Origin of the sequence: Polaromonas sp. YR568 (genome assembly GCF_943369675.1) — a bacterium.
Lineage (GTDB): Bacteria > Pseudomonadota > Gammaproteobacteria > Burkholderiales > Burkholderiaceae_C > Polaromonas.
Map to the genome: position 1 here is coordinate 55,011 of NZ_CALROB020000029.1, position 17,862 is coordinate 72,872.

The 17,862-nt window shown below is 65.0% G+C and carries 14 protein-coding genes and 1 pseudogene; 7 read left to right on the top strand and 8 right to left on the bottom strand.

Annotated elements, in window-relative coordinates:
* Positions 1-20: 20 nt before the first annotated feature.
* Both ACLV8F_RS16435 and ACLV8F_RS16440 read left to right on the top strand, forming a co-directional pair.
* Positions 21-2,909, top strand: a complete 2,889-nt coding sequence (locus ACLV8F_RS16435) for an aconitate hydratase (protein ID WP_411885277.1) — start codon at positions 21-23, stop codon at positions 2,907-2,909.
* Complete coding sequence (locus ACLV8F_RS16440) at positions 2,910-4,106, top strand: FAD-dependent monooxygenase (RefSeq protein WP_411885278.1); 1,197 nt, start codon at positions 2,910-2,912, stop codon at positions 4,104-4,106.
* A 19-nt stretch (positions 4,107-4,125) separates the two neighbouring features.
* On the opposite strand, the gene kynA is transcribed toward ACLV8F_RS16440, so the two are convergent.
* The 3 genes from kynA to kynB form a co-directional block, all read right to left on the bottom strand.
* Complete coding sequence (kynA, locus tag ACLV8F_RS16445; RefSeq protein ID WP_411885279.1) at positions 4,126-4,971, bottom strand: tryptophan 2,3-dioxygenase; 846 nt, start codon at positions 4,969-4,971, stop codon at positions 4,126-4,128.
* A 138-nt stretch (positions 4,972-5,109) separates the two neighbouring features.
* Positions 5,110-6,390: a kynureninase gene (gene kynU / locus ACLV8F_RS16450; protein WP_411885280.1), complete on the bottom strand. Its 1,281-nt coding sequence runs from the start codon at positions 6,388-6,390 to the stop codon at positions 5,110-5,112.
* 13 nt (positions 6,391-6,403) lie between these two features.
* On the bottom strand, positions 6,404-7,063 hold the full coding sequence (kynB, locus tag ACLV8F_RS16455; protein WP_411885281.1) for an arylformamidase: 660 nt from the start codon (positions 7,061-7,063) through the stop codon (positions 6,404-6,406).
* Between the two features lie 218 nt (positions 7,064-7,281).
* On the opposite strand from kynB, the gene ACLV8F_RS16460 reads away from it, so the two are divergent.
* A complete protein-coding gene (locus ACLV8F_RS16460) occupies positions 7,282-8,046 on the top strand; it encodes an SDR family oxidoreductase (RefSeq protein ID WP_411885282.1) in 765 nt (254 codons plus the stop codon).
* 45 nt (positions 8,047-8,091) lie between these two features.
* On the opposite strand, the gene argF is transcribed toward ACLV8F_RS16460, so the two are convergent.
* Together argF and ACLV8F_RS16470 are read right to left on the bottom strand one after the other, a co-directional pair.
* On the bottom strand, positions 8,092-9,036 hold the full coding sequence (gene argF, locus ACLV8F_RS16465; RefSeq protein ID WP_411885283.1) for an ornithine carbamoyltransferase: 945 nt from the start codon (positions 9,034-9,036) through the stop codon (positions 8,092-8,094).
* Complete coding sequence (locus ACLV8F_RS16470; protein WP_411885284.1) at positions 9,033-10,250, bottom strand: aspartate aminotransferase family protein; 1,218 nt, start codon at positions 10,248-10,250, stop codon at positions 9,033-9,035. Before ACLV8F_RS16470 ends, argF begins: the two co-directional genes overlap by 4 nt.
* Positions 10,251-10,533: 283 nt before the next feature.
* On the opposite strand from ACLV8F_RS16470, the gene ACLV8F_RS16475 reads away from it, so the two are divergent.
* Positions 10,534-10,854: a DUF3579 domain-containing protein gene (locus ACLV8F_RS16475; RefSeq protein ID WP_411885285.1), complete on the top strand. Its 321-nt coding sequence runs from the start codon at positions 10,534-10,536 to the stop codon at positions 10,852-10,854.
* Between the two features lie 140 nt (positions 10,855-10,994).
* Here the strand turns inward: ACLV8F_RS16475 and rpsT are convergent, their stop codons facing one another.
* On the bottom strand, positions 10,995-11,306 hold the full coding sequence (gene rpsT, locus ACLV8F_RS16480; protein WP_007864125.1) for a 30S ribosomal protein S20: 312 nt from the start codon (positions 11,304-11,306) through the stop codon (positions 10,995-10,997).
* Between the two features lie 199 nt (positions 11,307-11,505).
* Here rpsT and murJ point away from each other — a divergent pair, with 199 nt between their 5' ends.
* Positions 11,506-13,065 carry a murein biosynthesis integral membrane protein MurJ gene (gene murJ, locus ACLV8F_RS16485; protein ID WP_411885286.1) on the top strand — a complete coding sequence of 520 codons (1,560 nt, stop codon included), beginning with the start codon at positions 11,506-11,508 and terminating at the stop codon, positions 13,063-13,065.
* A 74-nt stretch (positions 13,066-13,139) separates the two neighbouring features.
* Positions 13,140-13,994 carry a SirB1 family protein gene (locus ACLV8F_RS16490; protein WP_411885287.1) on the top strand — a complete coding sequence of 285 codons (855 nt, stop codon included), beginning with the start codon at positions 13,140-13,142 and terminating at the stop codon, positions 13,992-13,994.
* Between the two features lie 12 nt (positions 13,995-14,006).
* Here the strand turns inward: ACLV8F_RS16490 and ACLV8F_RS16495 are convergent, their stop codons facing one another.
* Entirely contained in the window at positions 14,007-14,930 is a 924-nt protein-coding gene (locus tag ACLV8F_RS16495; RefSeq protein WP_411885288.1) for a LysR substrate-binding domain-containing protein, read from the bottom strand.
* A 120-nt stretch (positions 14,931-15,050) separates the two neighbouring features.
* Between ACLV8F_RS16495 and metE the strand changes: the two genes are divergently transcribed.
* A complete protein-coding gene (metE, locus tag ACLV8F_RS16500) occupies positions 15,051-17,384 on the top strand; it encodes a 5-methyltetrahydropteroyltriglutamate--homocysteine S-methyltransferase (RefSeq protein ID WP_411885289.1) in 2,334 nt (777 codons plus the stop codon).
* Positions 17,385-17,399: 15 nt separating this feature from the next.
* Here the strand turns inward: metE and ACLV8F_RS16505 are convergent.
* A pseudogene (locus ACLV8F_RS16505) lies at positions 17,400-17,862 on the bottom strand (chromosome partitioning protein); the annotation flags it as partial.

Sequence of the window (17,862 nt, forward strand, 5' to 3'; positions counted from 1 at the left end):
CAATAAAAAAGGAGTCCGCCATGGCCAAATCGCCTCCCCACGCTTTTTCCTCCACGCTGAAAAGCTTCAAGACCGCGTCCGGCAAAGCCGGCAAGTTCTACTCGCTGCCGGAACTGGCCAAACAATTCCCCAAAGTCGCCCGCCTGCCGGTGTCCATGCGCATCGTGCTCGAATCGGTGCTGCGCAACTGCGACGGCAAAAAAGTCACGGCCGAACACGTGGCCCAGCTGGCCAACTGGCTGCCCAAGGCCGAGCGCAGCGACGAAATTCCCTTTGTCGTCTCGCGCGTGGTGCTGCAGGACTTCACCGGCGTGCCGCTGCTGGCCGACCTGGCCGCCATGCGCAGCGTGGCATTGAAGCTGGGCAAGAACCCAAAAGCCATCGAGCCGCTGGTGCCGGTGGACCTGGTGGTCGACCACTCCATCATGGTCGACTACTACGGCAAGAAAAATTCTCTCGACCTCAACATGAAGCTCGAGTTCCAGCGCAACCGCGAGCGCTACGAGTTCATGAAGTGGGGCATGCAGGCCTTCGACACCTTCGGCGTCGTGCCGCCGGGCTTCGGCATCGTGCACCAGGTCAACCTTGAATACCTGTCGCGCGGCGTGCACAAGACCAAAGACAATATTTATTACCCCGACTCGCTGGTCGGCACCGACAGCCACACCACCATGATCAACGGCATCGGCGTGGTGGCCTGGGGCTGCGGCGGTATCGAGGCGGAAGCCGCCATGCTGGGCCAGCCGGTCTACTTCCTCACGCCTGATGTGGTCGGCTTCGAGCTGACCGGCCGCCTGCGCGAAGGCGTCACCGCCACCGACCTGGTGCTGCGCGTGACCGAGCAACTGCGCAAGGAGAAAGTCGTCGGCAAGTTCGTCGAGTTCTTCGGCGAAGGCACGCGCACGCTGGCCTTGCCCGACCGCGCCACCATAGGCAACATGGCGCCCGAATACGGCGCCACCATGGGCTTCTTCCCGGTCGACGAAAAAACCATCGATTACTTCAAGGGCACGGGCCGCACCAAGGAAGAGATCGAGGCCTTCGAGGCCTACTTCAAGGCGCAGGGCCTGTTCGGCGTGGCCAAGGCCGGTGACATCGATTATTCGCACGTGGTCAAGCTCGACCTGGGCGACGTCACGCCCAGCCTGGCCGGCCCCAAGCGCCCGCAGGACCGCATCGAGCTTGGCAACGTCGCCGGCCAGTTCAAGTCGCTGTTCAGCAAGCCGATTGCCGAGAACGGCTTCAACCAGCCCGCCGGCATGTTGAACACGCGCCAACTGGTGCGCCGCACCGACGAAGGGCGGCTGGACACGCTGCCCTCCGCACCGCCCACACCGGCGGGTGCCGCGCGCCCGGTGATGGAAATGGAAGGCAACCGTCCCACCCTGGCGCACGCGCGCGCCAGCAACACCACCGATGCCCCCGCCAAATCGCAGACCGAGGTGGTGCATTCCGCGCCCGGCATCACCGTGGGCAACGGCGACATACTGATCGCCGCCATCACCAGTTGCACCAACACCTCCAATCCCAGCGTGCTGCTGGCCGCCGGCCTGCTGGCCAAGAAGGCGGTGGAAGCCGGCCTCAAGGTGCAGCCGCACATCAAGACCTCGCTGGCGCCTGGTTCGCGCATCGTGACCGAGTACCTGACCGAAACCGGCTTGCTGCCTTACCTTGAAAAGCTCGGCTTCGCGCTGGCCGGCTATGGCTGCACCACCTGCATCGGCAACGCCGGCGACCTGACGCCCGAGCTCAACGAGGCCATCAGCAAGAGCGACCTGGTCTGCGCGGCCGTGCTCTCGGGCAATCGCAACTTCGAGGCGCGCATCCATCCCAACCTCAAGGCCAACTTCCTGGCCAGCCCGCCGCTGGTGGTGGCCTACGCGATTGCCGGCACGGTGATGCGCGACCTGATGACCGAGCCCGTCGGCAAGGGCAAGGGCGGCAAGGACGTCTACCTCGGCGACATCTGGCCGACCAGCGACGAAATCTACAAGCTCATGAAGTACGCGATGAACGGCAAGGCCTTCCGCGCCAACTACGCGAAGGTGAAGACCGAACCCGGCAAGCTCTGGGAAAACATCAAGGGCGTCAAGGGCACCTCCTACACCTGGCCCGCCAGCACCTACATCGCCGAGCCGCCTTTCTTCAAGGACTTCAGCATGGAGGCCGGCGAGGCCGGCAGCGTGGACGTCAAGGGCGCGCGCATCATGGCGCTGTTCGCCGACTCCATCACCACCGACCACATCTCGCCGGCCGGCTCCATCAAGGCCAGCTCGCCCGCGGGCCTGTGGTTGCAGGCCAACGGCGTGCAGAAGGCCGACTTCAACAGCTACGGCGCGCGGCGCGGCAACCACGACGTGATGATGCGCGGCACCTTCGCCAACGTGCGCATCAAGAACCTGATGATCCCGCCCGACGCCGAAGGCTCGCGCGAAGAGGGTGGCGTGACGCTGTTCCAGCCCGGCAACGAGAAGATGTTCATCTACGACGCCGCCATGAAGTACATGGACGAAGGCACGCCCACGGTGATTTTTGCCGGTGAAGAATACGGCACCGGCTCCTCGCGCGACTGGGCCGCCAAGGGCACGCAGCTGCTGGGCATCAAGGCCGTGGTGGCGCGCAGCTTCGAGCGCATACACCGCAGCAACCTGGTGGGCATGGGTGTGCTGCCCCTGCAGTTCAAGCCGGGCGAATCGTGGCAGACCCTCAAGCTCACGGGCACCGAAATCATCGACGTGATCCCGCACCCCGAGCTCAAGCCGCAAAGCGAGGCCAAGCTGGTCATCACACGCGCCGACGGCTCGCGCGAAGAAGTCACCGTGATCCTGCGCGTGGACACGCCCATCGAGGTGGACTACTACCGCAACGGCGGCATTTTGCCGTTTGTGCTCAGGCAGCTTCTCGCCTAAATGTTCAGGCAAGCCCTGATAGCCGGCGGCGGCATCGGCGGATTGGCGGCGGCGCTGGCGGCGTCGCGCGCTGGCTGGGACGTTCGCCTGTTTGAACGTGCCAGCGCCTTCAGCGAGGTCGGCGCCGGTATCCAGCTCGGCCCCAACGTGGTCAAGGTGCTGCATGGCTGGGGCCTGGCCGATGCGCTGAAAGACGTCGCCGCATTCCCTGAGCGCCTGCAGGTGCGCAGCGCCGTCTCAAGCCAGCTGCTGGGCGAGCTGCCCCTGGGCGCCGCCATGGTCCAGCGTTACGGCGCGCCTTACCTCACCCTTCATCGCGCCGACCTTCATGGCGTGCTGCTGCAGGCCGTGCAGCAGCAGGCCGACGTCAAGCTGCACCTGAGCCGTCCCCTGCAATCTTTCAGCCAGACCGCCCAGGCCGTCACGGTGCAGGCCGACGACGGCCCCGGCATTGAAGGCGACGCCCTGATAGGCGCCGACGGTGTGTGGAGCACCGTGCGCCAGGAACTGCTGGGCGACGGCCTCCCGCGCCGTACCGGCCACCTGGCCTACCGCGCGCTGGTGCGGCAGGCAGATTTGCCCGAGGCGCTCAGGAGCCAGCAGGTCACCGCCTGGCTGGGGCCGCGCATGCACGTGGTGCAGTACCCGGTGCGCGGCGGTGACTTCCTCAACGTGGTGGCCATCGTGCACGGCGAAGTTCCAGCCGAAGCCGACCTCTGGGACCACAGCGCCAACGCCGCCGACCTGGCCGCGGCGACGGCCGGTTGTTGCGCCGCCTTGCGCGAGGTGATGGACGCCATCGAAGGCTGGCGCCTCTGGGTGCTGCACGATCGCGTACCCATGCAGGGCGCCCATCAGCACGCCGTCGGCCGCGTGGCACTGCTCGGCGACGCTGCCCATCCCATGCGCCCCTACCTGGCGCAAGGCGCCGGCATGGCGATTGAAGACGCCGCCGAACTGGGCCACGCCCTGGCCCAGGCGCTGGACCCGGCCCTGGACGTGCCCACCATGCTGCAGCGCTATGCGCTCAACCGCTGGCAGCGCAATGCGCGTGTGCAGGCGAGGGCCTTGCGCAATGGGCAGGTGTTCCATGCCGATGGGGTGTTGCGCTGGGGGCGGGATCTGGCGATGAAGGTGCTTGGCGAGAAGCTGCTGGATATGCCCTGGTTGTATGGGGCGGGCGCGAAGGCACCGTGATCCGCCTGGGGATTTCGCCTTACAAATCGGTACGCAACTTCCAGATCTCCGGAAACAACACCACATCCAGCATCTTGCGTAGGTAGCTGACGCCGCCCGTCCCGCCGGTGCCGCGCTTGAAGCCGATCACGCGCTCCACGGTGGTGACATGCCGGAATCGCCAGAGTCGGAAAGCGTCTTCCAGGTCGGTGAGTTCTTCACCGAGCTGGTACAGGTCCCAGTACTTCTTTGGGTCGCGGTAGACCACCAGCCAGGCCTGTTCGACTTCGTCGCTTTCGGCATAACCCTGGGTCCAGTCGCGCTGGGTGTGGCTGGCGGGCACGGCCAGGCCGCGGCGGGCGAGCAGGCGCAGGGCTTCGTCGTAGAGCGACGGGGCTTCGTAAGCGGCCTGCACTTGCGCCAGCAGGTCGGGCCTGTGCGCATGGGGCTTGAGCATGGCGGCGTTTTTGTTGCCGAGCGCGAATTCGATGCAGCGGTATTGCGCGCTTTGAAAGCCGCTGGAGTTGGCCAGGTAGGGGCGTATCGCGCTGTACTCGGGCGGGGTCATGGTGGCCAGCACATCCCAGGCGTGGACCAGCTGCTCCATGATGCGGCTCACGCGGGCCAGCATCTTGAAGGCGCCGCCGAGTTCGTCATTCGCGATGTTGGCAATCGCACCGCGCAACTCGTGCAGCATCAGCTTCATCCAGAGTTCGCTGGTCTGGTGCTGGATGATGAAGAGCATCTCGTTGTGGTCGGGCGAGAGCGGTTTTTGCGCGCCCAGGATGGCGTCTAGCTGCAGGTAGTCGCCGTAGCTCATGGATTTGCTGAAGTCGAGTTGCGCTTTTTCGTCGCGCACGATGTCTGCCGGCCGTTGTGTGTTCATGGATGATCTTTCACGGAAAAGCGATCTGGGTATTGAAACAAGCAGGGGCCGCGGAACCGGCTTTGCCGGGCCGCAGGCGCAGCGGCCCCCTTGGGGGGCAGGGAGCACACGCAGTGGACGACCGTGGGGGCCATGTCATCAGGTGACCGCGTGCTTCTGGTTGAATTCGGCTTTCTGCCATTCACGGGTTTCAAGAACCTGCTTCAAATGCTCGACGGCGTTCCACACGTCTTCAAAGCCGATGTAGAGCGGCGTGAAGCCGAAGCGCAGGATGTCCAGGTGTTTGCCGGCTTCGCCGTCGCCGGCGCGGAAGTCGCCGATCACGCCGCGCGCGATCAGCGCCTGCACGATGGCGTAGGCGCCTTCGGTTCGGGTCAGGCAGACCTGCGAGCCGCGATGTGCGTGTTCGCGCGGCGTTGCGAGGCCCAGGCCGTGGCCCGCGCAGCGTTCTTCGACGAGCTGGATAAACAGGTCTGTCAGCGCCAGCGATTTTTTGCGCAGGGCCTGCATGCCGCCCAGTGCTTCGGCGGCCAGCACGGTATCCAGCCCGCACTCGAGCGCGGTCATGCTCAGGATGGGCTGGGTGCCGCACAGGTAGCGGGCGACGCCGGGGGCGGGGCGGTAGTCGGGTGTGAATTCAAAAGGCGCGGCATGGCCCCACCAGCCGGCCAGGGGTTGCCAGAAGCGGTCGGCATGCTTGGGGTTGACCCAGACAAAGGCCGGCGCGCCGGGGCCGCCGTTGAGGTATTTGTAGCCGCAGCCGATGGAGAAGTCGGCCTTGGCGCCGTTCAAATCCACCGGCACGGCGCCGGCGCTGTGCGCCAGGTCCCAGACGGTCAGCACGCCGGCGGCATGCGCGGCGGCGGTGACGGCGGCCATGTCGTGCATGGCGCCGGTGCGGTAGTTGACGTGGGTCAGCATCAGCACGGCGACTTCGGCGGTGAGCGCTGCGGTGATCTCTTCGGGCTCGACGAGTTGCAGGCGAAAGCCGCGTTCGCGGCACAGGGCTTCAGCGATGTAAAGGTCGGTCGGGAAGTTGCTGCGTTCGCTGACGATGAGCTTGCGTCCGGGCGCGTCCTGCACCGCAATGTGCAGTGCGGCGCTGAGCACCTTGTAGAGGTTGATGGAGGTGCTGTCGGTGGCCACCACTTCGCCGGGCGCCGCGCCTATCAGTTGCGCGATCTTGTTGCCCAGGCGTTGCGGCAGTTCAAACCAGCCGGCGCTGTTCCAGGAGCGGATCAGGCCCTGGCCCCATTCGGCCGTCACGGCTTCGGCGACGCGGGCGGCCGCGGTGTTGGGCAGCACGCCCAGTGAATTGCCGTCGAGGTAGATCACGCCTTCCGGCAAAGTGAATTGCTCGCGCAGTGCGCGCAGCGGGTCTTGCGCATCAAGGGCGCGGCAGTCTTGCAAAGTTGTCATGGTGGGTTTCATATCAGGGAAGTTCGCGCAGGATGGCGCGCACGGGAGAGGCGTCGGCCTTGGTGAGCTTGAGCGGCAGGGCAATCAGTTCGTAGTCGCCTTCGGCCACGTCGTCGAGCACCAGGTTTTCGAGCACGCGCAGGCCGTGCGCCAGCAACTGGTGGTGGCTGGGCAGGTCCTGGCTGGTGGCCGGGTCCACGCTGGGGGTGTCTATGCCGACCAGCATAATATTTTTGCTGGCCAGCAACTCCATGGTTTCCGGCGCGATGGCGGTGAAGGCGTCCCAGGCCTGGCTGGCCTTGCGCGCGGTGCGCAGCAGCACGCGCGCCGGCAGGTCTTGCAGCGCATGGGCGACGTGCTCGGGCAAGACCAAGGGGCCGCAGTCCATGCAGTGGATCACGCGGCAGGGGCCGAGGTAGGGGGCCAGGTCCAGGTCACCGACGCTGCTCTCGCCATTGGCATAGTGCAGCGGCGCATCTGCATGCGCGCCGGTGTGCGGTGACAGCGTGATGCTGTTGACGTTGACCGGGCAATTCGGCGCGAGCGAAAAATGCAGTTGCTGCGAATAGGCCGTGTCGCCGGGGAACACGGCCGCGTGTTCGTCCACGGCCGGCGAGATGTCCCAGATTCTGAGCGGCGGCGATGTACTTGAGGCGGGATTGAGGGCTGTCATGGTGCAAAGGTAGCACCGGCAAAAAAAGCGTGGTGTCGGTTATTTCCAACAATCTCAAAAATTGTTGAAACCTAAAGTATTGGAAGAGGATGCGCCGCGGGCAGGCCTTGGGCTAGCCGGTGCAATCCGGCAGCCTCGGGCACAATTCGAGCCTGCGGCACTTGCGCTGCATCGATTTACTACCTCCTGCAACCCTTCAAGAGAGACAAAGGCACACCATGAATCCCGAGAACAAGTCCAACGGCAAAGTCGCACTCGTCACCGGCGCGGGCACCGGCATCGGCAAGGCCGTGGCGCTGGCCCTGCTGCGTGAAGGCTACAGCGTGGCACTGGTCGGGCGCCGCGTGGAGCCGCTCAATGAAGTCGCGAAGGAATCCGGCACGGACCGTGCGTTCGCACTGCCCACCGACGTGAGCAAGCCTGAGTCCGTGGCGGCGGCGTTTGCCGCGGTGAAAGAAAAGTTCGGCCGGCTCGACCTGCTGTTCAACAACGCCGGCGTGGGCGCGCCGCCCGTCAACCTTGAGGACATCACCTTCGAGCAGTGGACCAACGTGGTCAACATCAACCTGACCGGTTCTTTCCTCTGCGCGCAAGCGGCCATCCGGCTGATGAAAGACCAGTTGCCCCAGGGCGGCCGCATCATCAACAACGGCTCGATTTCCGCCCACGCGCCGCGGCCCAATTCGGCGCCGTACACCTCCACCAAGCACGCCATCACCGGCCTGACAAAGTCCATCTCGCTGGACGGGCGCAAGTACAACATCGCCTGCGGCCAGATCGACATCGGCAACGCCATGACGGAACTCGCGGCGCGCATGGCCAAGGGCGTGCCGCAGGCCAACGGCGAGATCGCCATTGAACCGATGATGGATGCGAAGGAAGTGGCCGAGGCGGTGGTGCACATGGCCTCGCTGCCGCTGTCGACCAACGTGCAGTTCATGACCATCATGGCCACGAAGATGCCGTTTGTGGGGCGCGGATAAGGCTCAGGTTCCTGGCGACGGCGCGGCGCGCCGTCAGCTCGCGTCTTACGCGAGTTGCCCCAGCAAAAGGAACTCCATGAGTGCCTTCTGCGCGTGCATGCGGTTCTCCGCCTCATCCCAGACCACCGACTGCGGGCCGTCGATCACGTCGGCTTCGACTTCCTCGCCGCGGTGGGCGGGCAGGCAGTGCATGAAAAGGGCGTCGGGCTTGGCCGCGCGCATCATGTCGGTGTCCACGCACCAGTCGGCAAAGGCCTTCTTGCGCGCTTCGTTCTCGGCCTCATAGCCCATGCTGGTCCAGACGTCGGTGGTGACCAGGTCGGCGCCGGCGCAGGCCTGCATCGGGTCCTTGAAGACCTTGTAGCTTTCGGCTGAGCGTATGCCGGCGATGGACTGGTCCACCTCGTAGCCGCCGGGCGTGCTCACGTGCACCTTGAAGCCCAGGATTTCGCTGGCCTGCAGCCAGGTGTTGGCCATGTTGTTGCCGTCGCCCACCCAGGCCACCGTCTTGCCCTTGATGGAGCCGCGGTGCTCGATGTAGGTGAAGATGTCGGCCAGGATCTGGCAGGGGTGGAATTCGTTGGTCAGGCCGTTGATGACCGGCACGCGCGAGTGCTCGGCGAAACGGTCAATCTTGGTCTGCTCGTAGGTGCGGATCATCACCAGGTCGACCATGCGGCTGATCACCTTGGCGCTGTCCTCGATGGGCTCGGCCCGGCCCAGCTGGCTGTCGCCGGTGGTCAGGTGCACCACGCTGCCGCCCAGCTGGTACATGCCGGCTTCGAAGCTCACGCGCGTGCGGGTCGAGGCTTTTTCGAAAATCATGGCCAGCGTGCGGTCGGCCAGCGGCTGGTGTTTTTCGTAAGTCTTGAATTTTTTCTTGATGAGGGCGGCGCGCTCGAACAGGTAGGCGTATTCGGCGGCGTTGAGGTCGCTGAACTGCAGGTAGTGCCGCACGGGCGCCGGCGTAGAGGGGATCGCAGTGGTCACGCGTTTTTCTCTTTCAAAAGCTGCTTGATCAGCGGCACCAGGATGGCCACCGCCTCGTCGGCCTCGGCCGTGGTCATGATCAGCGAGGGCACCATGCGGATCACGGTGTCGGCGGTCACGCTCAGCAGCAGGCCGTTCTCGGCGGCGCGGGCCAGCAACTCGCCGCAGGGCACCGTCAGTTCAATGCCCAGCATCAGGCCGCGGCCGCGGATTTCTTTCAAGCCCTTTTCACCGGCCAGTTCGCGCGCCAGCGCCGCGCGCAGGTGGTCGCCCACCTTCGCGGCATTGGCCAGCAGGCCTTCTTCTTCCATGATGCGCAGGGTTTCCACGCCGGCCCGCATGGCCAGCGGGTTGCCGCCGAAGGTGGTGCCGTGGTTGCCGGGGCCGAAGATGTGGGCGGCCTTGGGGCCGGCCACGACGGCGCCTACCGGCACGCCCGAGCCCAGGCCCTTGGCCAGCGGCATCACGTCGGGCTTGATGCCCGCCCACTGGTGGGCGAACCACTTGCCGGTGCGGCCCATGCCGCACTGCACTTCGTCGATCATCAGCAGCCAGTCGCGTTCGTCGCAGAGCGCCCGCACCTCGCGCAGGTAGTCGTCCTTCATGCTGTTGATGCCGCCTTCACCCTGGATGGCTTCAAAGAACACGGCGACCACGTTCGGGTTGTTGGCGGTGGCAGCTTTCAGTGCGTCAATGTTGTTGAGCGGCACGCGGATAAAACCCTCAACCAGCGGGCCGAAGCCGGCCTGCACCTTGGGGTTGCCGGTGGCGCTCAGCGTGGCGATGCTGCGGCCATGGAAGGCTTTTTCATAGACAACGATCTCGGGGCGCTCAATGCCCTTGTCGTGGCCGAACTTGCGTGCCAGCTTGAGCGCGGCTTCGTTGGCTTCCAGGCCGGTGGAGCAGAAAAACACGTTTTCCAGGCCCGACAGCTCGACCAGCTTGGCGGCCAGGGTTTCCTGCAGCGGCACATGGTAGTAATTGGAACTGTGGATGAGCTTGGCGATCTGTTCCTGCAGGGCCGGCACCAGCTTGGGGTGGTTGTGGCCCAGGGTGTTGACGGCGATGCCGCCCAGCGTGTCGAGGTAGGCCTTGCCGTTGACGTCCCAGACGCGGCAGCCCTGGCCGTGGTCCAGCGCGATGGGCAGGCGGCCGTAGGTGTTCATCACGTGGGGGGAGGCGGCTTCGATGTGCTTGGGCAGGGCTGCGGTCATGGAAAACTCCGGAACAGGGGCTGTAAGACAGTGCGGAAAATCCGAGGCCCGCAGCAGGTGATGCGGGCCTGGGTCGATTTTAGGCGCAGACTTTGCGGGCTTTTGTGACGTTCCTGCATTACTGCGATGCAGGCGCCCGGCGCCCCCGGCAGTCCCAGGCGTTGAAAATTTACGCCCAAGTCTTATATAAGAGTCTGAGTTAAGCTAGAATCGTTGTGCGCTGCAGCATGGGGTGAAATCGATCCCTTTCCCAGGTTTGGCACCGCGAAAAACCCTCCACCCGATGGTCTCCAACACCGCCAAAGAAGTCTTCATTCAGGGCATTACCCGCGACGGCAAAACCTTCCGGCCCAGCGACTGGGCCGACAGGCTGTGCGGTGTGATGAGCCATTTCCGCCCCGGCGGCCCCCAGCCGGGTAGCCACCTGACCTATTCCCCCTGGTGCGTGCCCACCGTCATCAACGGCGTGAAATGTGTGGTCGTCAACTCCGAACTGCGCGAGGCCGAACCCATGGCTTGGGATTTCGCCATCAATTTCGCCAAAGACAACGATCTGCAGGTGGCCGAGGCCTGCCTGATCCCTGACCCACCTCGTAAAGACTGACCGCGACTGACTGCGGTTTTTGAAGCGCCAACAAAAAAGCCGTCTTTCGACGGCTTTTTTGCTTTGCTGCAGCGCACCCTACAAAACGGCGGACGGTATTTTCGTGAGAAGAATGCCGTCCGGGCGATTTGCCTAATTGCTTAGGCGGCCTTTGCGGGGGCCAGTGCCAGGGCTTTCACCTTGGCGGACAGGCGGCTCTTGTCGCGCGCTGCCTTGTTCTTGTGGAAGATGCCCTTGTCGGCAACCGTGTCCACAATGCTTTGGGCCTTGGCGAACAGGTCCTTGGCTTTGTCTTTGTCACCGGCTGCAACGGCTTTTTCGACGTTTTTCACAGCGGTGCGGTATTTGGAGCGCAGCGAGGTGTTCGCGGCGTTGAGTTTGACGTCCTGGCGGACGCGTTTGCGGCCTGATGCAAGGCGCGGGTTCTTTTTCTTGGGTTTGGCGGTAGCCATATATGTATTCCTTTAATCCTGGGGAGGAGTCTGTGGATGTTGCAGCAAAGCCCACGATTATATACCCCCACGGTCGCTCACTGCGTGTAGCTCCCTGCCCCCCGAGGGGGCCGCTGCGCCTGCGGCCCGGCAAAGCCGGTTCCGCGGCCCCTGCTGGTGTAAGAGATCCTGGTGACCGGCGGGGGGCTAAACTCCTTCAGTGTCACTTTTTAAAGCCGCCTCCACCGTATCCCTGCTGACCCTGGCCTCGCGCGTCACGGGCCTCATCCGGGATCTGCTGATGGCCTCGGTATTTGGCGTCAGCGCCATGACCGACGCCTTCAACGTCGCCTTCCGGATACCCAACCTGTTTCGCCGGGTACTCGGCGAGGGCGCTTTCAGCCAGGCTTTTGTGCCGGTGCTGGCAGCCTGCAAGGCGGAGCACGGCGAAGAGGGCGCCAAGCAACTGATCGACCACGTCGCGACCTTGCTGACCTGGGCGCTGGTCCTGCTGTGCGTGGCGGGCGTGGTGGCTGCGCCGCTGATGGTGTGGGCCATGGCGAGCGGGCTGAAACCGCAGGGCTACAACGCCGCCGTGGTGATGACCCGGTGGATGTTCCCCTACATCGGCTTTATGTCGCTGGTCGCGCTGGCGGGCGGCATCCTCAATACCTGGCGCCGGTTTGCCGTGCCCGCCGCCTCTCCGGTGTTGCTGAACCTGGCGCTGATCGGCTCCATTACTCTCGGGGCGCCCTGGTTTGCCAGGCACGGCATCGAGCCGATCTATGCCCAATGCGTGGGCGTGATGGTGGGTGGCATGCTGCAACTGGGCCTGCAACTGCCCGCGCTGCGGCGCCTGGGCCTGTTGCCGCGGATAGGCGCCAGCTTCACGGCCCTGCGCCAGTCCTGGAACGACCCAGGCACGCGCAAGGTGCTGGGCCTGATGCTGCCGGCCTTGCTGGGTGTGAGCGTCGCGCAGATATCGCTGCTCATCAATACCCAGATCGCCTCGCACCTGGCCACCGGCAGCGTGAGCTGGATCACCTATGCGGACCGCCTGATGGAATTCCCCACCGCCATGCTGGGCGTCGCCCTGGGGGTGGTATTGATGCCGCAACTGGCCGCGGCGCGGGGCAGCCAGGATGATGAACGCTATTCCGCCATGCTCGACTGGGGCCTGCGCCTGGTGGTCCTGCTGTCGGTGCCCTGCGCTGTGGCCCTGCTGGTGTTCTCGCAGCCGCTGGTCGCGGTGCTGTACCACTATGGCGCGTTCAGCGACCTCGACGTGCAGCGCACGACGGCGGCGCTGAGCAACTATGGGGTGGGGCTGATGGGCATCGTGGCCGTCAAGGTGCTGGCGCCGGGCTTTTATGCCCGGCACGACATGCGCACGCCGATGTATATCGCCGTCTGTGTGCTGGTGTTCACCCAGGTGCTGAATTTCTTTCTGGTGCCGGTGCTGCAGCATGCGGCCCTGACGCTGTCGATCGCCATTGGCGCCTTGATCAACGCCTTGTGGCTGTTGCTGGGGCTTTTGAAGCGCGGCAGTTACAAACCGCTGCCCGGCTGGGGAAAATTTGCGCTGCAGGTGGGCGGCGCCAGCGCCCTGCTGGCGGCCTTTTTGCTGTGGGCCGCCGGGATGGTGAATTGGGTCGGCCTGAAAAGCCATTCCCTGGAGCGCATCGGTTGGCTGGCACTGGTATTGCTGGTATCGGCGGTGCTGTATTTCGCGGCGCTGTGGGTGTCCGGCCTCAAGGTGACAAAGCTCCTGAGACATTGACGGGCGGCATGCCCCAGGCCCTGAGCGGCATTTTCCCCATGCCTTTTTGCGCCGGTTTATGAGAAAGTAGGGCCATGCAATTAAATCTGACCGTCCCGTCACCATTGCAATACTTCTCCAGCCTGGTGGAAAGCGACGAGCATTTCCCCTTGCTGGAAGCCGCCATCAGCCTGGCGCAGGACGAATACCCCGACCTGGACGTGCAGCAGGTGCTGGGCGACGTCGACCAGCTGCTGGCCCGCCTCAAGCGGCGCCTGCCGGCCGACGCGCCGGCCCTGCAGCGGCTGCGCGCGCTGAACCAGTTCTTTTTCCACGACCTGAACTTCGGCGGCAACGTCAACGACTATTACGACCCCGACAACAGCTACCTGAACGCCGTGCTGCGCACGCGCCGCGGCATCCCCATCACGCTGGCCGTGCTGTGGCTGGAACTGGCGCTGGGCCTGGGCCTCAACGCGCGCGGCGTGGCCTTTCCGGGCCACTTCATGGTCAAGGTCAACCTGCCCAAGGGCCAGGTGGTAATAGACCCCTTCAGCGGCCAGTCGCTGAGCCGCGAGGAGCTGTCCGAGCGGCTTGAGCCTTTTCGCCAGCACGGCGGCAGCGTGGGCGACGAGTTCGAAGTGCCCATGGGCCTGTACCTGCAGTCGGCGCCGCCGCGCGAGATCATCAGCCGCATGCTGCGCAACCTCAAGGAAATCCACAAAACCCAGGAAGACTGGCAGCGCCTGATCCCGGTGCAGGACCGCCTCATCGTGCTGCAGCCCGAAGCCTGGATCGAGTACCGCGACCGGGGCCTGGCCTGGGCCGCCCACGGCGAACCCGAGCGCGCGATGGCCGACCTGGAAACCTACCTGGCCAACGCCGAAGACGCGCTCGACATCGACGCCATGGCCGAGCGCCTGGCGCAGTTACGCCAGGGGCGGCACTGAGCGCCGCAGCCCTTACAGAAGCTCGATCTCACTGAGCGTGAGAAAGCAGCTCTCGCGCGTGATCGCCACAAAGTCGCCCAGCCACGGGCGGCCCGAGGTGGCTTCGGTGCAGGCCACATAGAGGCGGCCTGTCAGCCCTTTCTTGCCGATGGGCCTGGCGCTCACATAACCCCGGTCCAGGTAGCTTTGCACCGCCCATTTGGGCAGCGCGGCGACGCCGCGGCCGCTGGCCACTAGTTGCAGCATCGCAATCGTCAGTTCGGTGGTGCGGCGCGCGGGCTTGACGCCCGCCGGCTCCAGTACCTGGCGCACCACGTCCAGCATTTCGTCGGGCACCGGGTAGGTGATAAGGGTTTCGTTGGCGAAGTCTTTGGCCGTGAGATGCGTTTTGGCCGTCAGTGCATGGTGGTTGGCCAGCAGCGCCATGATTTCAAAGCGAAACAGCGGATGGAAGTCCACCGTTTCATCGGCGTCGGCCTCCGACACGATGGCGATGTCGGCGCGGTCCTGCAGCACCAGCGCGATCGGGTCCGGGTGAAAGCCCGAGACGATGTCCAGTTCCACCTCGGGCCAACGTGTGCGAAACGCGTCCATGGCCGGCATCAGCCAGTCAAAACAGGTGTGGCATTCGACCGCGATGCGCAACTGGCCGGAGCGCCCCGTGGCCAGCCGCGCCACGTCGCGCTCGGCTTCCTCGACCTGCGGCAGCACGGCGTCGGCCAGCGCCAGCAGGCGAAGGCCGGTGGTGCTGAACTGCGGCGGCACCGATTTACGCTCGAACAGCGGCGTGGCGTAGCGCTCTTCAAGCAGCTTGACCTGGTGCGACAGCGCCGATTGGGTGAGGTTGAGCAGTTGCGCCGCGCGCACCAGGCTGCCGCTGTCGCGCAGTGCCGTCAGGGTGCGCAGGTGGCGCAATTCGAGGATGGAGGGGATCATGATGGATTTCTTGTGAATCAATAATTTTCACGTTGAAAGGCAATATCTTTCGTTTGAATAATAGTTGAATCCGGCCGACCATTGCCTTCTTTGTTGATTCGCAATCGGGAGATAGCCGGCATGGTCCATACACACACCCTGGGTTTTCCGCGCATGGGCGCGCACCGGGAACTGAAATTCGCGCTTGAAAAACACTGGCGCGGCGACATCGGCCTGGCCGCGCTGGAAGCCGCCGGCGCCGAATTGCGCGAGCGCCACTGGGCCGTGCAGAAAGAAGCCGGCCTGGACTTCGTGACAGTGGGCGACTTCGCCTTTTACGACCACGTGGCCAACCACATCCAGATGCTGGGCTGCGAACCGGCGCGATTTGGTTTCACGGGCCAGGAGCCTGCACTGAGCCGTTACTTCGCCATGGCGCGCGGTGTGAATGCCGAAGGCGGCCACACCCACGGCGCGGACTGCGGCTGTGCACCTGAAAAAGCCGGGGGCGGCGCCTTCGCGCTGGAGATGACCAAATGGTTCGACACCAACTACCACTACCTCGTGCCGGAGTTCGGCCCGGGCACCGAATTCAGCCTGGCCTCGGAACGCCTGTTTGACGAAGTCGCGCAGGCCAGGCTGGCAGGGCACGCCGTCAAGGCGGTGCTGCTCGGGCCGCTGAGTTTCCTCTGGCTGGGGACGGAAAAAACGCCAGGCTTCGACCGCTTCAGCCTGCTGGACAAGCTGCTGCCGGTGTACGAAAAAATCCTGGCCCGCCTCAAGGCCCAGGGCGTGGAATGGGTGCAGATGGACGAACCCATCCTGGGCCTGGACTTGCCGGCCCAATGGAGCCAGGCGTTTGAGTCGAGCTACTGGCAGCTCGCGCGCAGCGGCGCCAGGCTGCTGCTGGCGACCTACTTTTCACCGTTGCAGGAGAACCTGCGCCTGGCCTGCCAGTTGCCGGTGGCCGGCCTGCATGTGGATGCGGTGCGCGCGCCCGAAGAATTGGTGGGAGTGGTCGACTGGCTGCCCAGCCACAAGGTGCTGTCGGTGGGCATCGTCGACGGCCGTAACATCTGGCGCACCGACCCTGATGCCGCTTTGGCGCGGCTGCGGCCGGTGGCGGAAAAGCACAATGGCGAGCTGTGGCTGGCGCCTTCGTGCTCCTTGCTGCACGTGCCTTACAGCCTGGACGCCGAGGACAAGCTGGACGCCGAGCTCAAGTCCTGGCTGGCCTTCGCGGTGGAAAAGCTGCTTGAACTGCGCATGCTCAAGGCCGCGCTGGAAGGGCGAGAAAAATCGGTGGAAACCGAACTGGCCGCAGCCCGGCTGGCCGCCCATGCGCGCCGCAGCAGCCCGCGCGTGCACCGCGCCACCGTGGCGGCGCGGCTGGCCCAAGCCGCCGCCGGGGACGACCAGCGGCTTTCGCCCTTCAGCCACCGCCAGCAAGTGCAGCGCGCGCGCTTTGCCTTGCCGTTGTTCCCGACCACCTCGATAGGCTCATTTCCGCAGACCGCCGAAATACGCGCCGCGCGCGCGGCCTTCAAGCGCGGCGAGATCGGCAAATCGCAGTACGCCGAAAAAATGCAGGCCGAAATCCGGCTGGCGGTGCGCAAGCAGGAGGCGCTGGGCCTGGACGTGCTGGTGCACGGCGAGGCCGAGCGCAACGACATGGTCGAGTATTTCGGCGAGCAGCTCGACGGTTTTGCCTTCAGCGCCAACGGCTGGGTGCAGTCTTACGGCTCACGCTGCGTGAAGCCGCCGGTGATTTACGGCGACGTGGCGCGCCCCGCGGCCATGACGGTGGCCTGGACGGTGTACGCGCAAAGCCTCACCAGGCGGCCCATGAAGGGCATGCTGACCGGCCCCATCACCATCCTGCAATGGTCCTTTGTGCGCGACGACCAGCCGCGCAGCCTGACCACGGCGCAGATCGCCTGGGCGATTCGCGACGAGGTGGTGGAACTGGAAAGCGCGGGCATAGGCATCATCCAGATCGACGAGCCGGCGATACGCGAAGGCCTGCCGCTGCGCCGCGCCGGCTGGAAGCCTTATCTCGAATGGGCCACGCGCGCTTTTCGCATCAGCGCCAGCGGCGTGGCGGATGAAACGCAGATCCACACCCACATGTGCTATTCGGAGTTCAACGACATCCTGCCGGAGATTGCCGCCATGGATGCCGACGTGATCACCATCGAGACCAGCCGCTCCGGCATGGAACTGCTGCGCGGCTTCGGTGACTTCAAGTACCCCAACGAGATAGGCCCCGGCGTCTATGACATCCATTCGCCGCGCGTGCCCACGGTGGGTGAAATGGTGCGGCTGCTGCGCAAAGCGGCCGCGGTGATCCCGGCGGCAAACCTCTGGATCAACCCTGATTGCGGCCTGAAAACCCGGGGTTGGCCCGAGACCGAAGCGGCGCTGGGAAACATGGTGCAGGCCGCGCGCGAGGTGCGGGAGGAACTCGCGGCCTGAGGCCAGTCCAGCGCGTCAAGTGCCGCGCTTGAGGAACTGCGGAATCTGCAGGCCGTCGGGCGAATTGACGTTGCGCGACATGGCCGGTGCATTGCTCACCTGCACAGGCCGGCCGACCGCGCGGGCCGTGCTCTGGGCGGACATGCGGGCGCCGTGCACCAGCGATTCCTGCGCCGGCATCAGGCTGCCGGGCAGGGAGCTGCCCAGGCGCGATGTGGCTGCCTTTTGCGCGGGCGCAGGATTGAGGGGCCTGGCGCACAGTGTCGCGGCGACCGAAGGCCGGGGCGCGATCCTCTGGGGGGCGGCCTTGGCCACTGGCCTTGTCTGCACGGGGGCGTCGTTGGCTGCTTGCGGCGGGTAGAGCGTGGGCCTGATCCAGTTGAGGATGGGCTGCCATTGCTGCAGGTCCTGCGCGGCGGTGCTGGCCGGCAGGTCAAAAATCGTCATGCCGCGCTCCAGGCTGCGCACATAAAGCTGG

What these genes read in the sequence shown, in the direction of transcription:
- ACLV8F_RS16435 (WP_411885277.1), top strand. Translation starts at nt 21, where the DNA reads ATGGCCAAATCGCCTCCCCACGCTTTTTCCTCCACGCTGAAAAGCTTC.
- ACLV8F_RS16440 (WP_411885278.1), top strand. Translation starts at nt 2,910, where the DNA reads ATGTTCAGGCAAGCCCTGATAGCCGGCGGCGGCATCGGCGGATTGGCG.
- kynA (WP_411885279.1), bottom strand. Translation starts at nt 4,971, where the DNA reads ATGAACACACAACGGCCGGCAGACATCGTGCGCGACGAAAAAGCGCAA.
- kynU (WP_411885280.1), bottom strand. Translation starts at nt 6,390, where the DNA reads ATGACAACTTTGCAAGACTGCCGCGCCCTTGATGCGCAAGACCCGCTG.
- kynB (WP_411885281.1), bottom strand. Translation starts at nt 7,063, where the DNA reads ATGACAGCCCTCAATCCCGCCTCAAGTACATCGCCGCCGCTCAGAATC.
- ACLV8F_RS16460 (WP_411885282.1), top strand. Translation starts at nt 7,282, where the DNA reads ATGAATCCCGAGAACAAGTCCAACGGCAAAGTCGCACTCGTCACCGGC.
- ACLV8F_RS16470 (WP_411885284.1), bottom strand. Translation starts at nt 10,250, where the DNA reads ATGACCGCAGCCCTGCCCAAGCACATCGAAGCCGCCTCCCCCCACGTG.
- ACLV8F_RS16475 (WP_411885285.1), top strand. Translation starts at nt 10,534, where the DNA reads ATGGTCTCCAACACCGCCAAAGAAGTCTTCATTCAGGGCATTACCCGC.
- rpsT (WP_007864125.1), bottom strand. Translation starts at nt 11,306, where the DNA reads ATGGCTACCGCCAAACCCAAGAAAAAGAACCCGCGCCTTGCATCAGGC.
- ACLV8F_RS16490 (WP_411885287.1), top strand. Translation starts at nt 13,140, where the DNA reads ATGCAATTAAATCTGACCGTCCCGTCACCATTGCAATACTTCTCCAGC.
- ACLV8F_RS16495 (WP_411885288.1), bottom strand. Translation starts at nt 14,930, where the DNA reads ATGATCCCCTCCATCCTCGAATTGCGCCACCTGCGCACCCTGACGGCA.
- metE (WP_411885289.1), top strand. Translation starts at nt 15,051, where the DNA reads ATGGTCCATACACACACCCTGGGTTTTCCGCGCATGGGCGCGCACCGG.